Source organism: Streptococcus salivarius (genome assembly GCF_009738225.1).
GTDB lineage: Bacteria > Bacillota > Bacilli > Lactobacillales > Streptococcaceae > Streptococcus.
The window spans coordinates 395,786-414,853 of the sequence record NZ_CP018187.1; the positions used below are offsets into that span (position 1 = coordinate 395,786).

Annotated in this window: 19 protein-coding genes and 1 other annotated feature; of the genes, 16 read left to right on the plus strand and 3 right to left on the minus strand. The window is 40.5% G+C overall.

Annotated elements, in window-relative coordinates; genetic code table 11:
- Positions 1 to 26 precede the first annotated feature (26 nt).
- From thiI to BSR19_RS02160, 12 genes are all read left to right on the plus strand, one after another.
- Positions 27 to 1,250 carry a tRNA uracil 4-sulfurtransferase ThiI gene (gene thiI / locus BSR19_RS02105; RefSeq protein ID WP_002886671.1) on the plus strand — a complete coding sequence of 408 codons (1,224 nt, stop codon included), beginning with the start codon at positions 27 to 29 and terminating at the stop codon, positions 1,248 to 1,250.
- 104 nt (positions 1,251 to 1,354) lie between these two features.
- Complete coding sequence (gene gtfA, locus BSR19_RS02110) at positions 1,355 to 2,866, plus strand: accessory Sec system glycosyltransferase GtfA (RefSeq protein ID WP_156246380.1); 1,512 nt, start codon at positions 1,355 to 1,357, stop codon at positions 2,864 to 2,866.
- A complete protein-coding gene (gtfB, locus tag BSR19_RS02115) occupies positions 2,859 to 4,178 on the plus strand; it encodes an accessory Sec system glycosylation chaperone GtfB (protein WP_156246381.1) in 1,320 nt (439 codons plus the stop codon). The genes gtfA and gtfB overlap by 8 nt, the downstream gene beginning before the upstream one ends.
- Before the next feature lie 4 nt (positions 4,179 to 4,182).
- Complete coding sequence (locus BSR19_RS02120) at positions 4,183 to 4,719, plus strand: GNAT family N-acetyltransferase (RefSeq protein WP_156246382.1); 537 nt, start codon at positions 4,183 to 4,185, stop codon at positions 4,717 to 4,719.
- A gap of 111 nt (positions 4,720 to 4,830) precedes the next feature.
- Positions 4,831 to 4,905: a sequence feature (ribosomal protein L21 leader region), on the plus strand.
- Positions 4,906 to 4,945: 40 nt separating this feature from the next.
- On the plus strand, positions 4,946 to 5,260 hold the full coding sequence (gene rplU / locus BSR19_RS02125; protein WP_002885597.1) for a 50S ribosomal protein L21: 315 nt from the start codon (positions 4,946 to 4,948) through the stop codon (positions 5,258 to 5,260).
- A gap of 35 nt (positions 5,261 to 5,295) precedes the next feature.
- Positions 5,296 to 5,586, plus strand: coding sequence for a 50S ribosomal protein L27 (gene rpmA, locus BSR19_RS02130; protein WP_002885483.1), 291 nt, complete (start codon positions 5,296 to 5,298; stop codon positions 5,584 to 5,586).
- 57 nt (positions 5,587 to 5,643) lie between these two features.
- Positions 5,644 to 6,339: a GNAT family N-acetyltransferase gene (locus BSR19_RS02135; protein ID WP_156246383.1), complete on the plus strand. Its 696-nt coding sequence runs from the start codon at positions 5,644 to 5,646 to the stop codon at positions 6,337 to 6,339.
- Between the two features lie 198 nt (positions 6,340 to 6,537).
- Positions 6,538 to 6,912 (plus strand): DUF1149 family protein, encoded by a 375-nt coding sequence (locus tag BSR19_RS02140; RefSeq protein WP_002885550.1) that lies wholly within the window; start codon positions 6,538 to 6,540, stop codon positions 6,910 to 6,912.
- Between the two features lies 1 nt (position 6,913).
- Positions 6,914 to 7,756: a DegV family protein gene (locus tag BSR19_RS02145; RefSeq protein ID WP_156246384.1), complete on the plus strand. Its 843-nt coding sequence runs from the start codon at positions 6,914 to 6,916 to the stop codon at positions 7,754 to 7,756.
- 60 nt (positions 7,757 to 7,816) lie between these two features.
- On the plus strand, positions 7,817 to 8,584 hold the full coding sequence (dapB, locus tag BSR19_RS02150; protein WP_156246385.1) for a 4-hydroxy-tetrahydrodipicolinate reductase: 768 nt from the start codon (positions 7,817 to 7,819) through the stop codon (positions 8,582 to 8,584).
- A complete protein-coding gene (locus BSR19_RS02155; protein WP_156246386.1) occupies positions 8,581 to 9,783 on the plus strand; it encodes a CCA tRNA nucleotidyltransferase in 1,203 nt (400 codons plus the stop codon). Before dapB ends, BSR19_RS02155 begins: the two co-directional genes overlap by 4 nt.
- Before the next feature lie 83 nt (positions 9,784 to 9,866).
- Positions 9,867 to 11,747, plus strand: a complete 1,881-nt coding sequence (locus BSR19_RS02160) for an ABC-F family ATP-binding cassette domain-containing protein (protein WP_049545668.1) — start codon at positions 9,867 to 9,869, stop codon at positions 11,745 to 11,747.
- A gap of 84 nt (positions 11,748 to 11,831) precedes the next feature.
- Here the strand turns inward: BSR19_RS02160 and BSR19_RS02165 are convergent, their stop codons facing one another.
- The 3 genes from BSR19_RS02165 to BSR19_RS02175 form a co-directional block, all read right to left on the minus strand.
- Positions 11,832 to 12,335: an HdeD family acid-resistance protein gene (locus BSR19_RS02165; RefSeq protein WP_037599580.1), complete on the minus strand. Its 504-nt coding sequence runs from the start codon at positions 12,333 to 12,335 to the stop codon at positions 11,832 to 11,834.
- 68 nt (positions 12,336 to 12,403) lie between these two features.
- On the minus strand, positions 12,404 to 13,165 hold the full coding sequence (locus BSR19_RS02170; RefSeq protein ID WP_107372589.1) for an NUDIX domain-containing protein: 762 nt from the start codon (positions 13,163 to 13,165) through the stop codon (positions 12,404 to 12,406).
- 58 nt (positions 13,166 to 13,223) lie between these two features.
- Entirely contained in the window at positions 13,224 to 14,330 is a 1,107-nt protein-coding gene (locus BSR19_RS02175) for an AAA family ATPase (RefSeq protein ID WP_156246387.1), read from the minus strand.
- Positions 14,331 to 14,688: 358 nt separating this feature from the next.
- Between BSR19_RS02175 and gdhA the strand changes: the two genes are divergently transcribed.
- The 4 genes from gdhA (at position 14,689) to BSR19_RS02195 (ending at position 19,068) form a co-directional block, all read left to right on the plus strand.
- Positions 14,689 to 16,041 (plus strand): NADP-specific glutamate dehydrogenase, encoded by a 1,353-nt coding sequence (gene gdhA / locus BSR19_RS02180; protein ID WP_037597452.1) that lies wholly within the window; start codon positions 14,689 to 14,691, stop codon positions 16,039 to 16,041.
- Between the two features lie 286 nt (positions 16,042 to 16,327).
- A complete protein-coding gene (locus tag BSR19_RS02185) occupies positions 16,328 to 17,869 on the plus strand; it encodes a glycosyltransferase family protein (protein ID WP_156246388.1) in 1,542 nt (513 codons plus the stop codon).
- Positions 17,870 to 18,025: 156 nt separating this feature from the next.
- Complete coding sequence (locus BSR19_RS02190) at positions 18,026 to 18,436, plus strand: peptide deformylase (protein WP_156246389.1); 411 nt, start codon at positions 18,026 to 18,028, stop codon at positions 18,434 to 18,436.
- 188 nt (positions 18,437 to 18,624) lie between these two features.
- The gene (locus BSR19_RS02195) at positions 18,625 to 19,068 is read left to right on the plus strand and encodes a MarR family winged helix-turn-helix transcriptional regulator (RefSeq protein WP_156246390.1); all 444 of its coding nucleotides are present in this window, start codon (positions 18,625 to 18,627) and stop codon (positions 19,066 to 19,068) included.

Consider the following 19,068-nt stretch of genomic DNA (forward strand, 5'->3'; position numbering starts at 1 on the left):
TAAATTCAAATGTAAAAGGAAAAGGAATGACACTAACATATTCAGAAATTATGGTTCGCTATGGTGAATTGTCTACCAAGGGCAAAAACCGTATGCGCTTTATCAATAAACTTAGAAATAACATCAAGGATGTTCTATCCATCTATCCAGATGTTAAAGTGACTTTTGATCGAGACCGTGGTCACATCTACCTCAACGGTACAGACTATGAGCCAGTAGCAGAGTCTTTGAAGCAAATTTTTGGTATTCAAGCCTTTAGTCCTGTTTACAAGTTTGAAAAAGATGTCGAGGTCTTGAAAAAGGCTGTTCAAGATATTATGACTGGGCTCTATCGTGACGGTCTTACCTTTAAAGTGACTGCTAAACGTAGTGACCATGATTTTGTTCTCGATAGTCGTGAGCTCAATCTTACTTTAGGAAATGCAGTTTTTGATGTATTGCCTGACATTAAGGCTCAGATGAAGGGCCCAGATGTCAACCTTAAGGTAGAAATTCGTGCCGAGGCGGCTTATATTTCTCACGAGGAAATCAAAGGAGCAGGTGGACTACCTGTAGGGACTGCCGGTAAAGGAATGCTTATGCTTTCAGGTGGGATTGATTCGCCAGTGGCAGGTTATCTTGCACTTAAACGTGGTGTGGATATTGAAGCTGTCCACTTTGCAAGCCCTCCTTATACCAGTCCTGGTGCACTGAAAAAGGCTCAAGATTTGACCCGTAAGTTGACCAAGTTTGGTGGTAATATCCAGTTCATTGAAGTACCATTTACTGAAATCCAAGAGGAAATCAAAGAAAAAGCGCCTGAGGCTTATTTGATGACCTTGACGCGTCGTTTTATGATGCGTATTACTGACCGCATTCGAGAAGAACGTCGAGGTCTTGTGATTATCAATGGTGAGAGTCTTGGTCAGGTTGCTAGTCAGACTATGGAGTCTATGCAGGCGATTAATGCTGTTACATGTACGCCAGTGATTCGCCCAGTTGTCACTATGGACAAGTTGGAAATTATTGATTTAGCACAAAAAATTGATACCTTTGACATTTCCATCCAACCTTTTGAGGATTGCTGTACTATCTTTGCACCTGACCGTCCAAAGACTAATCCAAAAATCAAAAACGTTGAACAATATGAACGTCGTATGGATGTTGAAGCCTTGGTTGAACGTGCGGTTGCGGGAATCATGGTGACTGAAATCACACCTATTGAAGAAGCGCAAGACGAAGTGGATACACTTATTGAAGACTTGCTCTAGTCTAGGAGGATATATACTAACATAGTAGTATTTAGGTGCTACTAGAGTTAGGTATGTCCAAAAAGAAATGTCGATGTTGAGCTTTTACCCAGAAAGGAAAATACATGACTGTTTATAACATCAATTTAGGAATCGGTTGGGCATCAAGTGGTGTTGAGTACGCCCAGGCCTATCGTTCTACAATTTTCAAAAACACAGGTATTAAGGCCAAATTTGTCTTTATGGATATGTTCCTGCAGGACAATCTTTCTGATTTGACCCGTAACATGGGGTTTGAAGATGAAGACGTCATCTGGCTATACAGCTATTTCACAGACCTGAAAATTGCTCCAACGACCTATACTGTCAAGGATTTGGAAAAGGAAATCCCTTATGACATCACGCGTCGTGAGATTAATGGCAAGGTGGTTAAGCTCTTTTGTGCCAAGGAAGATATTTTCTACGCCGCTTATTTGCGTAAAGAGGGTGAAGATATCGTTCACCGTGTGGAAAAAGTATCGCGTGGTTGCTTAATTCGTAAAGACTTTTACTCTTACACTAAGATGTTCACGGAGTACTACACCCCTGTAGATAACAAGGCCCACCTCTATCAACGTCGTTTCTTCAATGAGGATGGTAGTGTTGCTTATGATGAAATTGTTGATGGTAAGGATAGTGTCTTCCGTTTCCCAGATAAGATTTTGTCATCTAAGCATGAATTTATTGCCTACTTTATGTCTCAACTAGGTCTAACTGATCAAGATATTGTCATTTTGGACCGTGCAACTGGCACAGGGCAGGCTGTTTTCCGTAATACTAAACCTGCTAAGCTTGGAGTTGTTGTCCATGCAGAGCACTTTAGTGAAAATGCTGTGACAGACAAGACTATTCTTTGGAATAACTTCTATGAGTACCAATTCAGCAATGCAGATAAGGTTGATTTCTTCATCACAGCGACAGAACGTCAACGCAGCATTATGCTAGATCAGTTCAATAAATACACACCATTTACGCCTCATATCGTAACAATCCCTGTGGGAAGTTTGGATAAACTGAGAGAGCCTGAGGGAGAGCGTAAACCATTCTCAATCATCACAGCTTCACGTTTGGCTAATGAAAAACACGTAGACTGGTTGGCCAAGGCTGTTGTTAAGGCTAAAGAAAGTCTGCCACAAGTGAACTTTGATATCTTTGGTACAGGTGCTGAAGAATCCAAACTTAAGGCCATTATCGAGGAAAATCACGCTCAGGATTATATCCACCTCAAGGGTCACCAAGATTTAACAGAAGTCTACAAGGATTACGAACTTTACCTGTCAGGTTCTAAGAGTGAAGGTTTTGGCTTGACACTTCTAGAAGCTGTTGGATCGGGCCTTGGTATGATTGGTTTTGATGTTCGTTATGGAAACCAAACTTTTATCAAGGATAATGAAAATGGTTACCTCATCCCTCGATTTGAAAAAGATGACGAGCTTGCTATTGTGGCTGCCTTGGCAGAGAAAATTGTAGCTTTCTTCAATCGTTCAGATTTAGATCATGTTCATCAAGTCTCTTATGATATCGCCAAAGGCTTTTTGACAGAGGAAATCGAGCAGAAGTGGCTTAACTTAGTAAAGGAGATGACTAATCATGATTAATTTATTTGAGAACTATAGTCAAGGTAGTTGGGATCTCCATTACTCGCTGATTGTCGCTGGCTATGTAAATACAACAGTTTGTCTTTCAGATGATGGCTTTCTGCCTAGTGATGTGACCTCACCTTACCTTTATTTCACTGGTTTTGACAAGGTTCAAGGTTCTGCACTTTACTTTAATCAGGTTCCTGTGCCTGACTACTGGGAAATTTTAGGAACAAATAGCAACGCGGAAATCTTCCGTTTTGATAAGAAACGTGGTCATATTCACTATGCGCATCCTGCTCATCAGCGTCTAGTTAAAGCTGTGGATTGGTATGATGAGTCAGGTCGCCTGCGTGTGACTGATCGCTACAATAATAAGGGATACCGTTTCTCACAAACAACTTACAATGTTAAGCAAGAAGCGACCATTACTAGTTATTTCACTCCAGACAACAAGGAAGTTATCGTCATTAACCATTTGACCAAAGACGTTATCTTGAATTGGAAAGACAAGGTCTACATTTTCAAAAACAAATCGGAGTTTGTAGTCTTTTATCTTAAAGAAGCTGGCTATGATTTGCGACGTATCCTTTATAACTCCTTGTCAACGCCTTTCTTGACAGCTATGAATCTTCCGAATTCTGGTCAAGATGTCCTCTTCTGGCAAGAGCCTATCACTGATTCAGTCCCTGGGAATATGCGCCTCCTTCTTGATAGCAATCACCGTCAAACTAAGATTGTAGTGCAAGAATACACGGCATATACGAATCTTCTAAAGTTGGTTAGTCCAGAGCAGGCTTCTCGCGTGGCCTTTCTCGGATTCATGTATCCATTTGCTCGTCAGAATAATTTCCAAAATCAAGCACTGATCTTGACCAACTCAGATCAGATTGAACACTTGGAAAACATTGTTAGTGAAGTGCCTACCATGCACTACCATATTGGTGCAATCACTGAAATGTCAAGTCGTTTGATGGATTTAGCTAAATATAGTAATGTTAGCCTTTATCCGAATATTACAACAGAACAGGTTAAGCGTCTCTATCAAGAGGTTGATTTCTATTTAGATATTAACCACCAAAATGAAATCCTGTCAGCGACACGTGCTGCCTTTGAAAATAACCTGCTTATCCTTGCTTTCACGAACACAAGCCATGGTCCAGATTATACTGCACCAAGCAATATTTTCTCAGCTATGAATGCTGGGCAATTTAAACAAACCCTTAAAGAAGCCTTGGGCAACCGTGACTTCCTTAGTCACTTGCTTGATCGTCAACGTGAGCATGCTCATGTGGCGACACCAGAAGATTATAAGAAGGTTATTGGTTAGGGAAATGACACTAGAGGTTCGTAACATTTATCCTCTGACACCAACATTCAAGAAGGTCGCTTCGCTTTATGAAGCGGCTTTTCCTGTGGAGGAGAGGCTCCCACTCTGGCAATTGTCTTGGAACAGTTTGAAAAATGGACAATCTTTCTTGGCTTATTTTGATCAAGAAGTTTTTATTGGTTTTACCTATGCAATCTGTACTGATAACCTGGTATACCTACTCTTTCTTGCGGTTGAGGAAAGTAAACAGTCGCAGGGATATGGCAGTCAGATTTTGGCACAAGTTAAGAAAAAAGCAGGGGTACGACCGTGTGTGCTTACGATTGAACCTATGGATGAGGAGCAAGTCTCTAATCGGGCTCAACGTCTAAAACGTTTAGCATTTTATGAACGAAATGGCTATCAGGCATTGAATCACTTCTATTTTGAAGGAAGTGAACGCTATCAAATTTTGACAACGGATAAGAGCCTTTCCTTAGTTGATCTGGAGCGAGCTCTAGCTAAGACTTTCCTAGGTAAGCATGGTGTAAGAGTGGAGTAGATAGAGTATTAGGGTATTAAACTTAAATTGACAGATAAGAATAATCAAAAAAACTTTTTCTCTTGTCATTAGCATGAAAAAATGATAGAATTGTAACGTTGACTAAATGCACGTCCTGTGCAACCGCACGACTACTGTTTACAAGTGGGTTCGGCCCCGCAGTACTAGGCGAGTCTTCACAGAGGGAAACCTCAGACACATTAAAAATTTTAATAGGAGGTGCATCATGAGCACATACGCAATCATCAAAACTGGTGGAAAACAAGTTAAAGTTGAAGTAGGTCAAGCGATCTACGTTGAAAAAATCAACGCTGAAGCTGGATCAGAAGTAACTTTTAACGAAGTTGTTCTTGTCGGTGGTGATAAAACTGTAGTAGGTACTCCAGTTGTTGAGGGAGCTACTGTTGTCGGAACTATCGAAAAACAAGGTAAACAAAAGAAAGTTGTTACTTTCAAATACAAACCTAAAAAAGGTAGCCACCGTAAACAAGGTCACCGTCAACCTTATACAAAAGTTGTTATCAACGCTATCAACGCGTAAGTTAGCGACTAATCACTAAGAAAGGACACAATCTTATGTTGAAAACTCTTGAAAACTTGCAACTTTTCGCCCACAAAAAAGGTGGGGGTTCTACTTCCAATGGTCGTGATTCACAAGCTAAACGTCTTGGTGCTAAAGCAGCTGATGGACAAACTGTATCAGGTGGATCAATCCTTTACCGTCAACGCGGTACACACATCTACCCAGGTGTAAACGTAGGCCGTGGTGGTGACGATACACTCTTCGCTAAAGTTGAAGGTGTTGTACGTTTCGAACGTAAAGGTCGCGACAAAAAACAAGTATCTGTATACCCAGTTGCTAAATAATTAAGCTAAAGTCTGCACTTTTGTGTAGGCTTTTCTTTATGAAAAAAGGAGAATCCTATGCCTTTAAATCACTACCAACAAGAAGTAGGGCCAAGTCTAGCAGATGCTAGTCCGGGTAAAATGCCAGATGTTGCTCTATTAGAAGGTCGTTATTGTAGCGTTGAACATTTGACAGTGACAGAGCATTATGAGGACATTTTAGACTTTTACTTTACTAATCAGATTCTTTCTGATTGGACCTATATGTATGCAGACCCTTTTGAATCTGAAGAAGCTGTACGTCAGTGTTTGGAGGATTATGAGCAATCCCAGAATCCTTATTTCTTTGCCATCAGGGATAAGGTTTCAGGTAAGGTTCTAGGAACCTTCTCACTCATGGCTATTACACCCAAAAATCGCAGTGTTGAGATGGGGCGAGTGATTTTGGCACCTGCCTTACAAAAGACTCGAGCAGCCACAGAAGCTCAATACCTGCTTATGAAATATGTCTTTGAAGATCTTAGCTATCGTCGTTATGAGTGGAAATGTGATAGTCTTAACCGTCCTTCTGCCAATGCTGCCATGCGTTTAGGGTTCACCTTTGAGGGGCGTTTTCGTAACCATGCTATCTATAAGGGACGTAGCCGTGATACGGACTGGTTCTCGATTATTGATAGTGAGTGGCCGGCGCTTAAGGACCGATTTGAGAATTGGCTAGCTCCTGAGAATTTTGATGAAAAGGGACAGCAGAAACATTCTTTAAGAGACTGTTAGTTGTCAAAATAAGGCTCTCTTTTGATGAAGGAGCCTTATTTTAGTGTTCTTAGACCTAAATCAAAGCTCCTACTTTTCTAGTGATTATTATTGCTGTCAAACTCAGTCTAAATACTCATTTTTCTGTCAATAATATTCCCATAATAAAGCATATTTATGCTATAATAAAGAGTAATTGTATCAAGGAGAATATGACTAATGGATTTAATTCGCGAAAAAGTATTTGTTAACCGTTACCACTATGATGTTCGTAACCATGAGTGGGAAAAAGAGAATGGTGTGCCTAAAACAAATGTTGAAGTAACTTTCCAGTTGCACAATAAAGATGAAGAAGCTAACAATACGTCTGTTGTAGCTGTTTTGCAATTTATGATTGTCCGTGATGAGTTTGTTATCTCAGGGATTGTTTCTCAAATGGACCATATTCAAAACCGTATCGTCAATGAACCAAAAGACTTCTCACAAGAAGAAGCAGAAGCCTTGGCTGCACCGCTCTTGGATACGCTTCAACGTTTGACTTATGAAGTAACTGAAATTGCCTTGGATCGCCCAGGTATAAACTTGGAGTTCTAAGATGTCTCTTGCAGTTATTACGGATTCATCGGTTAATCTCCCTGCTGAGATTCAGGGCCATGCTGATGTTTATGTTTTAGATATTCCAGTCATCATTGAGGGGCAGCCTTTTGTTGAAGGAAAAAACTTGGATGTCAATCAGTTTTATGAACAAATGGCAAACTCTGAGGAACTGCTCAAGACGTCACAACCAAATCTAGCTGACTTGGATAACTTGCTTATGGAGTTGGAGGCGGAAGGTTATACCCATGTCATTGGGCTTTTCCTTTCTTCAGGAATCTCTGGTTTTTGGGCCAATAGTCAGTTTTTGATTGAGGACCATGCCAAGTTGAAGATTGCTTTTCCTGATACAAAAATCACAGCAGCTCCTATGGGAGCTATGGTGAGAAACGTTTTGCATTGGTCAGCCCAAGGAATGTCTTTTGAGAACATTTTGAAGAAGCTTGAGGAGCAAGTTGACCAAACGACGGCCTATATTCTTGTGGATGATCTTAATCATCTGGTTAAGGGTGGTCGTTTGTCGAATGGTTCGGCGATTTTAGGAAATCTTTTGTCTATCAAACCTATTTTGAATTTTAATGACGAAGGAAAAATCGTTGTTTTTGAAAAGGTGCGTACAGAGAAGAAAGCTGTGAAACGTTTGGTTGCCCTAGCTGAGGAAAATCGTGAAATGGAGCTTAGTATCCTTCACACTAATGCCCCTGAAAAAGCTGAGGAATTAAAAAGACAGCTAGAAACACAGGGAATTAGCGTTTCAACAGTGGTATCCTTATGTGCCGTAATTGCGACACACTTGGGTGAAGGAGCACTAGTGTTAGGTCTAACACCTAAATTTACCAAATAAGTACTATCCATGTGGGATGGGGCTTGTCTATGATTAAGATCAATAGAGAGGAAAAATGACATGTCTATTAAAGTTATTGTTGCTGGATTTAAAGGAAGAATGGGTTCAACTGCGGTTGAGATGGTCAAGGGAGATGACGAATTGACTTTGGCTGCCTTGCTTGACCCATTTGCGACAGAAAAAGAAGTGGACGGTATTCCTGTCTTCACAGATAAAGCGGATTTGGTTGGCTTTGATGCAGATGTCTGGGTGGATTTCACTATGCCTGCTGTTGCCTATGAAAATACTCGTTTTGCTTTGGAGAATGGTTTTGCACCAGTTGTGGGTACCACAGGATTTACTGAAGCACAAATTCAGGAATTGACAGACCTTTCTAAAGACAAGTCTATTGGTGGTTTGATTGCACCTAACTTTGCTATTGGTGCTATCCTTCTTATGAAGTTTGCGGCAGAAGCTAGCAAATATTTTCCAGATCTTGAAATCATTGAGCTTCACCATGACAAGAAAAAAGATGCGCCTTCAGGTACAGCAGTGAAAACAGCTGAACTTATTCGTGAGGTTCGCGAAACGAAACATCAAGGTGCTGAGGATGAGGTGGAAACACTTGCTGGAGCACGTGGTGCTGAGTTTGATGGTTTCCGTATTCACAGTGTACGTTTGCCAGGACTTGTGGCTCACCAAGAGGTTATCTTTGGTGCCCAAGGAGAAGGCTTGACCTTGCGTCACGACTCTTACGACCGCATTTCCTTTATGGGTGGTGTCAATCTTGGGATTAAAGAAGTTGTTAAACGTAATCAGCTTGTTTATGGTTTGGAACATTTACTATGAGATTAAGTTATTTGCCTTCTGAATTTCAGAAGGCTTTACCAATATTAGAGAAAATTAAGGCTGCAGGATTTGAGGCTTACTTTGTTGGTGGATCGGTCCGCGATGCCCTTCTCAACCGTCCTATTCACGATGTTGATATTGCTTCGTCTTCTTATCCTGAGGAGACTAAACAGATTTTTGAGCGTACGGTAGACATTGGTATTGAGCATGGGACCGTTTTGGTCTTGGAAAATGGCGGTGAGTATGAGGTGACGACCTTCCGAACAGAGGACGTCTATGTGGATTACCGTCGTCCGTCTAGCGTGTCCTTTGTGCGTTCATTGGAAGAAGATCTTAAGCGTCGTGATTTTACAGTCAATGCTTTTGCTCTTAATGAAAATGCTGAGATTATTGATAAGTTCAATGGTCTTGCTGATTTGGACAACCGTGTCTTAAGGGCTGTTGGTAAGGCTGAGGAACGCTTTAACGAGGATGCTCTTCGCATCATGCGGGGCCTACGTTTTGCAGCGAGCTTAGATTTCGATATTGAAGAAAAGACTTTTGAGGCTATGACCAGCCATGCTCCTCTTTTGGAAAAGATTTCGATTGAGCGAAGTTTCATCGAATTTGATAAGTTGCTCTTGGCACCACATTGGAAAAAAGGGGTTAAGGCACTTCTAGCGACTAAGGCTTATCAGTATCTTCCAGATTTTCAAGAGACAGCAGAGAAATGGCAGTCTTTTGTATCAGATTATGCTGATGACTTTAGATTTATAAGTTCTGAGCAGGCCTGGGCGGCAACTCTTTTGGCTCTCAAGCACGATAATCCACGCTCTTTTCTTAAAAAATGGAAGACATCTGTTAATTTCCAAAAGACAGTTCAGTCCCTGGTTGACATTTTCAATTTCCGTTTGGAGAGAGCTGTGACTAAGCAAGATGTTTATCAGTATGGTAAGGAACTCTTAGAGGAGGCTGAAACCTTGAGGCGGGCTCAGGGCTTGGACGTCGATTATGAGCGTATTGCCGATTTGGATGGTCAGTTGCTCATCCATGATAAGCACGAAATCGTTGTGAATGGTGGCACACTGATGAAGGAGCTAGGATTCAAACCTGGTCCGGACCTTGGTCGTGCACTTAAGGCTATCGAAAATGCCATCGTTGATGGTCAACTAGCTAATGCCGAGGAAGCCATCATGGCCTTTGTTCAAGCTATGAAATAAGTCTAGAGACGTGATAAAAATGACACACCGCTACAGAGCATGCGTAGGATCCGTAGCGGTGTTATTTGTAAGAAGGAAGTAAGATGTCAGATTTTATTGTTGAAAAATTAACCAAGTCCGTTGGAGATAAGACGGTTTTTAAAGAGATTTCATTCATTATCCATGATTTGGATCGTATTGGGATTATTGGTGTCAATGGAACAGGTAAGACAACCTTGCTAGATGTTGTATCTGAGCGTATTGGTTTTGATGGTGATGTGTCACCTTTCACCAAGGCTAATGGCTATAAGATTGCTTATTTGACTCAAGAGCCAGAATTTGATGATAGCAAGACGGTGCTTGAAACTGTCTTGTCATCAGACCTTCGTGAGATGGCTTTGATTCGAGAATATGAAACCCTTATGGCAGAATATTCTGAGGAGAATCAGGCTCGCTTGGAGAAGGTTATGGCTGAGATGGATAGTCTAGATGCTTGGTCCATTGAGAGCGAGGTTAAGACAGTCTTGTCTAAGTTGGGATTGTCAGACCTCTCGCAAAAGGTCGGGGACCTCTCAGGTGGTCTTCGTCGCCGTGTGCAGTTGGCTCAGGTTCTCTTGAATGATGCAGATCTCTTGCTCTTGGATGAGCCAACCAACCATCTGGATATTGACACTATTGCTTGGCTGACTAATTTTCTCAAGTCTTCCAAAAAAACGGTCCTCTTTATTACCCACGACCGTTATTTCTTGGACAATGTGGCCACACGTATCTTTGAGCTAGACCAGGCTAATCTGATTGAATACCAGGGAAATTATCAAGACTATGTGCGTCTAAAAGCTGAACAAGATGAACGAGATGCAGCAGCTCTCCACAAGAAAAAGCAACTCTATAAGCAGGAGTTGGCATGGATGCGAACGCAACCACAGGCACGTGCGACCAAGCAACAAGCTCGTATCAATCGTTTTAAGGAGCTTAAGGGTGAGGTTCACCAAACGGTTAATAATGACGATCTTGAAATTAACTTTGAGACTAGCCGTATTGGTAAGAAAGTAGTGAACTTCGAGCATGTCGATTTTGCTTATGAAGATGGCAAGCAAATTCTCAGTGATTTCAATCTTATCATGCAAAATCGTGATCGTATCGGTATTGTTGGGGATAATGGTGTCGGGAAATCGACCTTGCTCAATCTGATTAATGGCGACCTTGTGCCCACAGCTGGTGTCCTAGATATTGGTGAGACGGTACGTATTGGTTATTTCTCGCAGCAAATTAAGGACATGGATGAGAGCAAGCGTGTCATTAACTACTTGCAAGAAGTTGCAGATGAGGTTAAGACAACGGTTGGAACAACTAGTATCACAGAGCTCTTAGAGCAATTCCTTTTCCCTCGTTCTACTCATGGGACACAGATTTCTAAGCTCTCTGGTGGGGAAAAGAAACGTCTTTATCTACTTAAGATTCTGATTGAAAAGCCTAATATTCTGCTCTTGGATGAGCCGACAAATGATTTGGACATTGCAACTTTGACGGTTTTGGAAAACTTCCTTAATGGTTTTGGTGGCCCTGTCGTTACCGTAAGTCACGACCGCTATTTCTTGGACAAGGTGGCTAACAAGATTCTAGCCTTTGAAGAGGGTGGTGTGCGAGAGTTCTTTGGTAACTACACTGACTACCTTGATGAAAAAGCCTTCTTCCAAGAGCAAGCAGCCCTCTTAGAGAAGGAAAAAGAGCAAGCTAGCGTTAAAGTTGAGAAAGTCAAAGAAGACAAAAAACGCATGAGCTACTTTGAAAAACAAGAGTGGGCGACCATAGAGGATGAGATTGCTGACCTTGAAGCCAAAATCGAAGAGATTGAAGCAGCCATGCTTGAAAATGCTAGCGATTATGGACAGTTAGCCTCCCTCCAACGAGACTTGGATGCTGCTAACGAAACCTTGCTTGAAAAGTATGAACGCTATGAGTATTTGAGTGAGCTAGAAGGATAAGCTCTTTAGTAATCAAAGTATGACAAAAGCCCTGCAGATGTGAACTGCAAGGCTTTTTATGTTTATGTAGTGACTGCTTTCTTCCTACCACAAGCGGAACGAAAAGGAGAGGACAGAGACCCCCGCGAAGATAATTAAGGAAGCTACCAAGCGCCCAATAAGAAAGGCTGAGAAAAACGGAGCACTAAAGAGCAGGAGTCCAAAGACTAGACAAATCAAGGTGATTGATAGGGCAGGTTGACCTGAGAAGCCGAATTGACGTTGGCGATAAGCTTGAAAGCCTTGCGTAAATGCTGAGACAAGAAGCCACCAAGCGATAATGGTTACAGCTACGCCCGAGAGTACCCATGCTGATGTTGATAGCAGGATAATACCAAAAACGATGGAAATGATACTCTGAAGCAGTTGGAAGAAGGAGCGGTTTTCGTTATCTCGTTTAAAATAAACCATGAGACTTGAAACACCAGATACCAGCATCACTAGGGCAAATAGCCAACCAACGATGGCAAGAAGATTTGTAGGATTAGCGAAGAAAAAGACACCCAAGAGTGTAATGAGAATTCCACTAATCAATGTAAAACTTTTCATAGGATACCTCTTATTAATTTTCTTAATACTACTATGTAAGTATCAAATTGTCAAACAAAGACCGTACTTTAGAGCGGCTTGATATGATAAGTGTAGGTGGCAGCCTTTCTGGTTCTAGTAGCTACCTGACGACCTGTTTTTTGGAAGAGGTGTTTAAAGCGACGCAAGAAATTTGTGGAATCCATCTTGAGGTAGTCTTCATTGAAGGTACCAAAAAGTTGGCGGTAGGTGGTCAAGGTGTTTTCCTCGGGCATAATGGAAAGGATAGTTGGATAGTATTCGAGTCGTCCCTTGATACGTTCCATAGCTGTTAAGAGAATTTCCCAATGGTCAAAGGCAAGGTCATCATGTGACAGCGCCTTATCACCATCAACAAGTTGCAGTTGACCGTCTACCATGGCAATGTCTAACCAATGCGTAGACGCTGCATCGTCGGCAGCCTTTTCCACTTGAATGTCATTGAAGGTCATGAAGCAGAGGTAAGCCACTGTAATGGTCCACATTCGAGGATCCCGATAAGGTGTTCCCACAGTAATGAGTTGCTCAATATGATCAGGATTGAGTGTAATGGATGTTTCCTCCTGTACTTCGCGACAGACAGCTAGATTGAGATCTTCTTGCTCCTGAACGAAGCCACCACTGAAGGCGTATTTCCCCATGAAGGGATGGTTTTTTCGCTTGATAAGTAAGGTTTGGACTCTTCCTTCATAATAGCGGAAGATGACCGAGTCAACGGTCACTGAGGGCTTAACGTACTTATCCATTTCCTCTCGCTGATAGATGTCCAAAAATTCCTTTTCGCTACCAGAGTTTTCGAAGGTTCTAGTCATATGTTTCCTCCATGTTTGTATTGTAAGTTTTAAGTGATGATTACGTTGGATTGGTCCTTTAAATCTCGATGTGCAGACGTTCTTTGATTGCTTTTTTGGCATTGTGGTAGTTGTCCGCAAAGAAGCTGTCACTATTACTATTTTCCCCTAAAATAACGATTTTATCCTTGAATGGTGATAGGAGGTCTAAGAGATGCTTGGTAAACCAGTCACGTGTTTGGCTATCAGCCATAGTCATGTCACGGAAGCCATCATCCACATAGTTTGATTTTGGCAGAATTACAAAAATCAAATCCCATTTTTCACGAGCTTGAGTTACTTGATAGAGCCGATCCAGCATATCAAATTCTTCTTTAGAAATATTTTCTTTCAAATAGTAGTCGATATAAACTTTTGTGACTGTTGAGTTGGTATCGGCAAAGATAAGTCCTGAGTGCTGCCCTTTATCAATGATATCAGAGGTCTGGGCATATTGATCTGTTAGGAGGTGAATATAATCGTTAGTATCTAACTCGTCATCTCGTACATTATACTTTTCTTGATATTCCCTAGCATATTCAAGAGAGCAGGGAGCGTTGTAAGTTCGGGCCAAATCTTTAACAAGAGTAGTTTTTCCACCGCTAGCAGAGCCCACGACAAGAACCTTATGAGTAAAGTGACGACGGAAAGGCTTGGTGATAAAACGCCAATTTTCCATAGGATTGTCGCGAATCTCGGTAGCAGAGATGTTGATAATAGAGCGTTCGATGAGTTCTACCTGAGCTTGAGGATAATAGCGATTGAGCTCGGTCACGTACTCTGGCTCTCCAACATAAAAGGTAATCTTTTCAGGATTATCCGTATTTTTAGAGATAAGCTCTTTGACACGATTAACCCAAGGTACCCATCCCTCGGGATAGGCTGGCATCCCAGCCTCATCCAGTTTATCCACAACGACTAATTCATCATCATAGAAAACTTCTCGAACATAACGGAAACGGCGGTTGAGTGATAGGCCTGCGCGTGTCCCCCGATCTTCTTGTGTGTTGCTGCCACTTACGATGACGAGCACATTGTCATTAGCGCGTTTTGCCTTGGTAATAAGGTCAACGTGCCCAACATGCATTGGAGCGAAAGTTCCAAAAACAATGCCGATGTGCTTTCCTGATAATTGCTTTCTTTTCATAAAAAATGATCCTTTTCAAGATTTAGTAAAATTACTAAATTCATAATAACATAGTTGGAGATCTTTGTAAATGTAAAAATAGTAAATTTACTAAATTGTTTTTAGGCTATTTTAGCTTTAAAGTTGAAAAAAAGTTTAAAAAATTTTGGAGAAAAACTAGAAAAATAGAATCCGTTTACATTGTTGAATTGACAACTTTTTAGGAGTATCTTAAAAAAAGATAGATCACTTGCTATGTCATAAAAGCTAACATAAAAATCAAAAAAATAGCAGAAAATACTTGACAAGAAGATTCTGAAAATTTATACTATTCATGTAATTAAATTACTAAGGTAATTATTTGAAAGGAAACATTGATATGACAACAGGTAAAGAGTACGTTGCTAGCGTTTTTGAAAAAGTGAAAGCTCAAAATGGCCATGAGGCTGAGTTCCTTCAAGCAGTTGAAGAAGTTTTCGATTCACTTGTTCCTGTCTTCGATAAATATCCTAAATATATTGAAGAAAACCTTTTGGAACGTTTGGTTGAACCAGAACGTATCGTTTCATTCCGTGTGCCATGGGTTGACGATAAAGGACAAGTACAAGTAAACCGTGGTTTCCGTGTACAATTCTCATCAGCTATTGGTCCTTACAAAGGTGGTCTTCGTTTCCACCCATCAGTAAACCAATCAATCATTAAATTCCTTGGTTTCGAACAAATCTTTAAAAACTCATTGACTGGTCAACCAATCGGTGGTGGTAAAGGTGGATCAAACTTCGATCCTAAAGGTAAATCAGATAACGAAATCATGCGTTTCTGCCAAAGCTTCATGACTGAATTGAGCAAACACATTGGTGCAGATACAGACGTACCTGCAGGTGATATCGGTGTTGGTGGACGTGAAATTGGTTACCTCTATGGCCAATACAAACGTCTTCGTAATGAGTACACAGGTGTTCTTACTGGTAAAGGTTTGAACTGGGGTGGATCACTTGCTCGTACAGAAGCAACTGGTTACGGTGCTGTTTACTTTGCAGAACAAATGCTTAATGCACGTGGTGAAAACTTTAACGGTAAAACAGCAGTTGTTTCAGGTGCTGGTAACGTTGCCATCTACGCTATTGAAAAATTGCAAAGCCTAGGTGCTAAAGCTGTAACATGTTCTGACTCATCTGGTTTTGTTTATGATCCAGACGGAATTGACGTTGACTTGTTGAAAGAAATCAAAGAAGTTAAACGTGAACGTATCGTTAAATATGCAGAAGCTCGTCCAAATGCAACCTTCACACCTGCTGGTGGTGAAAAGACAGTTTGGTCTATCAAAGCTGACTTGGCATTCCCATGTGCAACTCAAAATGAATTGGATGAAACAGATGCAGAAACACTTGTAGCAAATGGTGTGTTGGCTGTTTCAGAAGGTGCTAACATGCCTTCAACTTTGGGAGCTATTGATGTCTTCCTTAAAGCTGGTGTATCATTTGGTCCTGCCAAAGCTGCTAACGCTGGTGGTGTTGCTGTATCAGCTCTTGAAATGGCACAAAACAGCGGACGTACACAATGGACATTCGAAGAAGTTGATGCTAAACTTTACGATATCATGAAAGGTATCTACGAAAATGCTGCAGCAGCTGCTAAAGAATTTGGTCATGAAGGTAACCTTGTTGTGGGTGCCAACATCGCTGGATTCCTTAAAGTTGCAGACGCTATGTCAGCTCAAGGTATTGTTTAATTAACAGCCTTGACCTGATTAATAAGCCTCTCGATAAAATAAAAAAAGAAGCCTGCGGGTTTCTTTTTTTTGTTTAGACAGACTTAGGAGGAAGAGGTGTTCCGTGCTTTTTTTGGTATAATACCTTGTAAGAAATCTCTTTCTAGAGCAGATTTTTATGAATTAGAATACAAGAGGAATAATTTTGAGTGTTGGCAAGGGTCCCTGTTGGGTAAAAAAGAAGAAGTATACTAATCAGACAGTCATTCTAATAAGTTTTTTGATCAGCGTAGTGTCAATACTGCCTATGTTCTTTTTTAGGGACAAGCTTTATGGTGATGATATTGTCTTTCACATTAACCGACTCTTATCCTTGGATACTGTCTGGAAGAGTCCTATCAATTTTACGACTAACGGAGGGACCGGACAATTAATCAATACCTTTTATCCTTGGTTAACTTATTATCCTATTTTCATAATCTATAAGCTGACTCAGTCGGTCTTTGTAGCCTGGATGAGTTTTCAGTTTCTTGTTCGCTTTGTAACTTGTTTGCTTAGTTTTTACGGATTACGTTTATTGAAATATTCTGATAAACAGGTGATGATATTTTCTACCTTTTATCTCTTTTCGGGGTATTTCTTGCACAATTCTTATTACCGGGCAGCCGTTGGCGAAACGCTAGCGATGATTTTTCTACCTCTAGTTTTCGTTGGTGTTCGTTTGATAACTTTTGGAAATTACAAGAAATGGTGGATCTTGACTCTTGGGATGCTTGGTTTAGTTTATTCCCATGTCTTATCGGTCCTTTTGGCTTCTGTTGGGATTTTCTTTGCGGTGGTAACTAGTTTTTGGATTTGGGATAATAAAAAAGAACGTGTCCTAGGATTTCTTAAGGCCACCCTTGTCACTCTTAGTATGTCTCTAGCTTTCTTTGTTCCTATGATAGAGCAATTCAAGTATGTCACTCTACGAACGACTTTTAAACCGCTCCTATCAAAGACAGCTTTAAGTCTGGCAGACAACTGGGAGTTGATTCTAAAAAGTGATTTAAGGACTCCATCAGTTAATCTTCTCTACCTTCTGGGCCTAGTGCTAAGCCTGATTTTTACTAAGCGTTTTGTTAAGGTTGGGGAAGCTAGAATTTACCTTTTTATTTCTTTTGTTTTGGCTTTTCTAACTTTGAATAGTTTTCCTTGGCAGTTCTTACAGGCAAGTCCAGTGTCCAACCTTCAATTTCCTTGGAGATTATGGAGTTTTGCTCTGCTTTTCTTCAGTTTAGCTTTGGCGAATATCTTAGAAAATATTTCTATAAAGGCATCGACAATACTTGTCTTGTTAGGTCTTTGTCTAAATATGTTTCAGATTGTTACTGTTCAAGATAAGATGACTAAAGCAAAGAATATATTGCCAAGTCATACAAAAGTCACGAGAGAAATGCTGGCCAAGGGAACTTATAAAAATATAAATGGGGATTATACCAATAAAGAAGTGCCTTTTGGCTTTGTCTTTGACAAACACCTTTTCTTGGATAATCAGGAAATCAAGCCATTCATCAGCCGTTCTCCCAACGAGCTAGTACTTACGGTGACCAACGAGTCTAAAGAATCTAAGGTCTTGTCGTTGCCAGTTTTCTACTACAAAGGACAAGAAGCGAGGATTGATGGAAAGCGAGTAACTACTTACTTAGCTAAGGAAAAGAATCCAACTAATCTAGTCTTACCACCAGGTAAACATGGTGTTGTTTTGACCTATAGCTATACTACAGTTGCTAAAGTGGCAATGAGTGTTTCAACTATTAGTCTTTTGGTTTTTATTGGTTATTTGTATAGAGTGAAGAAAGATGACTAAAAAGGAGCCTGCGGGTTTCTTTTTTTGTCTGTTTTACTAGAGGGTGGGCCTTTTGATATAATAGGTCAAGGTGATTTATTTGGAATGAAGATCTTTGGTTCCGATAAAAGAAGGATATATCATTTCATAGTTTAGATAAGAAAAGGGAGTAAATAGATGATAAAAACTATCGTAAAGGATGTCTTTTTCCTTGGACAAAAATCGACAGAAGCGACTAAAGAAGACCTCTATTTGGCTAAAGATTTGCGTGATACATTGGAGTTTCATAAGGATGCCTGTGTGGGTATGGCTGCCAATATGATTGGAGTTAAAAAGCGTGTCATTATCGTCAATATCGGTTTTGTTAATCTAGTCATGTTTAATCCTGTTTTAGTCAGCAAGTCCTCACCTTTTCAAACAGAGGAGTTTTGTTTATCTTTAGAAGGAAGTCGTCCAACCAGACGTTATGAGTCGATTGAGGTAGCTTATTTAGATGAACAATGGATGCCTAAACAGTTAAGTTTTTCTGGCATGCCAGCCCAAATTATTCAACATGAATTGGACCATTTGGAGGGTATTATTATTTAGATAGCCTAGCTCAAGCGTTGTTAGGTTTTAGAGTCCAAAGCCTTAATAATCACAGTTATGGGAGTGAGAGTGGAAAGCAATATTCTTTTTCACTCTTTTTTAGTTCTCATAATAACTTTTCTTCTTGACAATAGTTCTCATAAGAACTAAAATAGTTTCCATGAGAATTATTTAAGGAGGAACTTGCGATGCATGGAAAAGATCCTTTTAATGAAATCAAAAAATTCATCAATACCATGGAATCTAGAGTGCAAGAGCTAGGCAAAGCTTACGGCGTTGAGCATTTAGCTGGTCCACAAGGGTTTGCCGTCAGGTACTTGTTTGAGAACCAAGATAAAGAAATCTTTATCAAAGATGTCGAGAAAAGGCTATCTATATCTAAATCAGTGGCTAGTAATTTGGTCAAACGTATGGAGAGAAACGGTTTCGTTGAATTGGTGACATCGGACAAGGACAAACGCTACAAGTATGTTCATCTGACAGACTTGGGTAAAAAGAAGGCCCAAGATGTTGGACATTTCCGAGAGGCTATCCATGAACAGTTATTAGAAGGCATTTCGAAAGAGGATGCTGAAATAGCTTTTCGGGTCTTTCACCAAATTCGTAAGAATTTAGAAAAAAATAAGGAGTAA

Bases quoted from the DNA above. Each gene is read 5' to 3' on its own strand.
- gtfB (WP_156246381.1), top strand. From the start codon at position 2,859: ATGATTAATTTATTTGAGAACTATAGTCAAGGTAGTTGGGATCTCCAT.
- BSR19_RS02195 (WP_156246390.1), top strand. From the start codon at position 18,625: ATGCATGGAAAAGATCCTTTTAATGAAATCAAAAAATTCATCAATACC.
- BSR19_RS02175 (WP_156246387.1), bottom strand. From the start codon at position 14,330: ATGAAAAGAAAGCAATTATCAGGAAAGCACATCGGCATTGTTTTTGGA.
- BSR19_RS02185 (WP_156246388.1), top strand. From the start codon at position 16,328: ATGTTCTTTTTTAGGGACAAGCTTTATGGTGATGATATTGTCTTTCAC.
- BSR19_RS02190 (WP_156246389.1), top strand. From the start codon at position 18,026: ATGATAAAAACTATCGTAAAGGATGTCTTTTTCCTTGGACAAAAATCG.
- BSR19_RS02165 (WP_037599580.1), bottom strand. From the start codon at position 12,335: ATGAAAAGTTTTACATTGATTAGTGGAATTCTCATTACACTCTTGGGT.
- rpmA (WP_002885483.1), top strand. From the start codon at position 5,296: ATGTTGAAAACTCTTGAAAACTTGCAACTTTTCGCCCACAAAAAAGGT.
- rplU (WP_002885597.1), top strand. From the start codon at position 4,946: ATGAGCACATACGCAATCATCAAAACTGGTGGAAAACAAGTTAAAGTT.
- BSR19_RS02135 (WP_156246383.1), top strand. From the start codon at position 5,644: ATGCCTTTAAATCACTACCAACAAGAAGTAGGGCCAAGTCTAGCAGAT.
- BSR19_RS02140 (WP_002885550.1), top strand. From the start codon at position 6,538: ATGGATTTAATTCGCGAAAAAGTATTTGTTAACCGTTACCACTATGAT.
- BSR19_RS02120 (WP_156246382.1), top strand. From the start codon at position 4,183: ATGACACTAGAGGTTCGTAACATTTATCCTCTGACACCAACATTCAAG.
- BSR19_RS02155 (WP_156246386.1), top strand. From the start codon at position 8,581: ATGAGATTAAGTTATTTGCCTTCTGAATTTCAGAAGGCTTTACCAATA.
- dapB (WP_156246385.1), top strand. From the start codon at position 7,817: ATGTCTATTAAAGTTATTGTTGCTGGATTTAAAGGAAGAATGGGTTCA.
- BSR19_RS02160 (WP_049545668.1), top strand. From the start codon at position 9,867: ATGTCAGATTTTATTGTTGAAAAATTAACCAAGTCCGTTGGAGATAAG.
- BSR19_RS02145 (WP_156246384.1), top strand. From the start codon at position 6,914: ATGTCTCTTGCAGTTATTACGGATTCATCGGTTAATCTCCCTGCTGAG.
- gdhA (WP_037597452.1), top strand. From the start codon at position 14,689: ATGACAACAGGTAAAGAGTACGTTGCTAGCGTTTTTGAAAAAGTGAAA.
- BSR19_RS02170 (WP_107372589.1), bottom strand. From the start codon at position 13,165: ATGACTAGAACCTTCGAAAACTCTGGTAGCGAAAAGGAATTTTTGGAC.
- gtfA (WP_156246380.1), top strand. From the start codon at position 1,355: ATGACTGTTTATAACATCAATTTAGGAATCGGTTGGGCATCAAGTGGT.
- thiI (WP_002886671.1), top strand. From the start codon at position 27: ATGACACTAACATATTCAGAAATTATGGTTCGCTATGGTGAATTGTCT.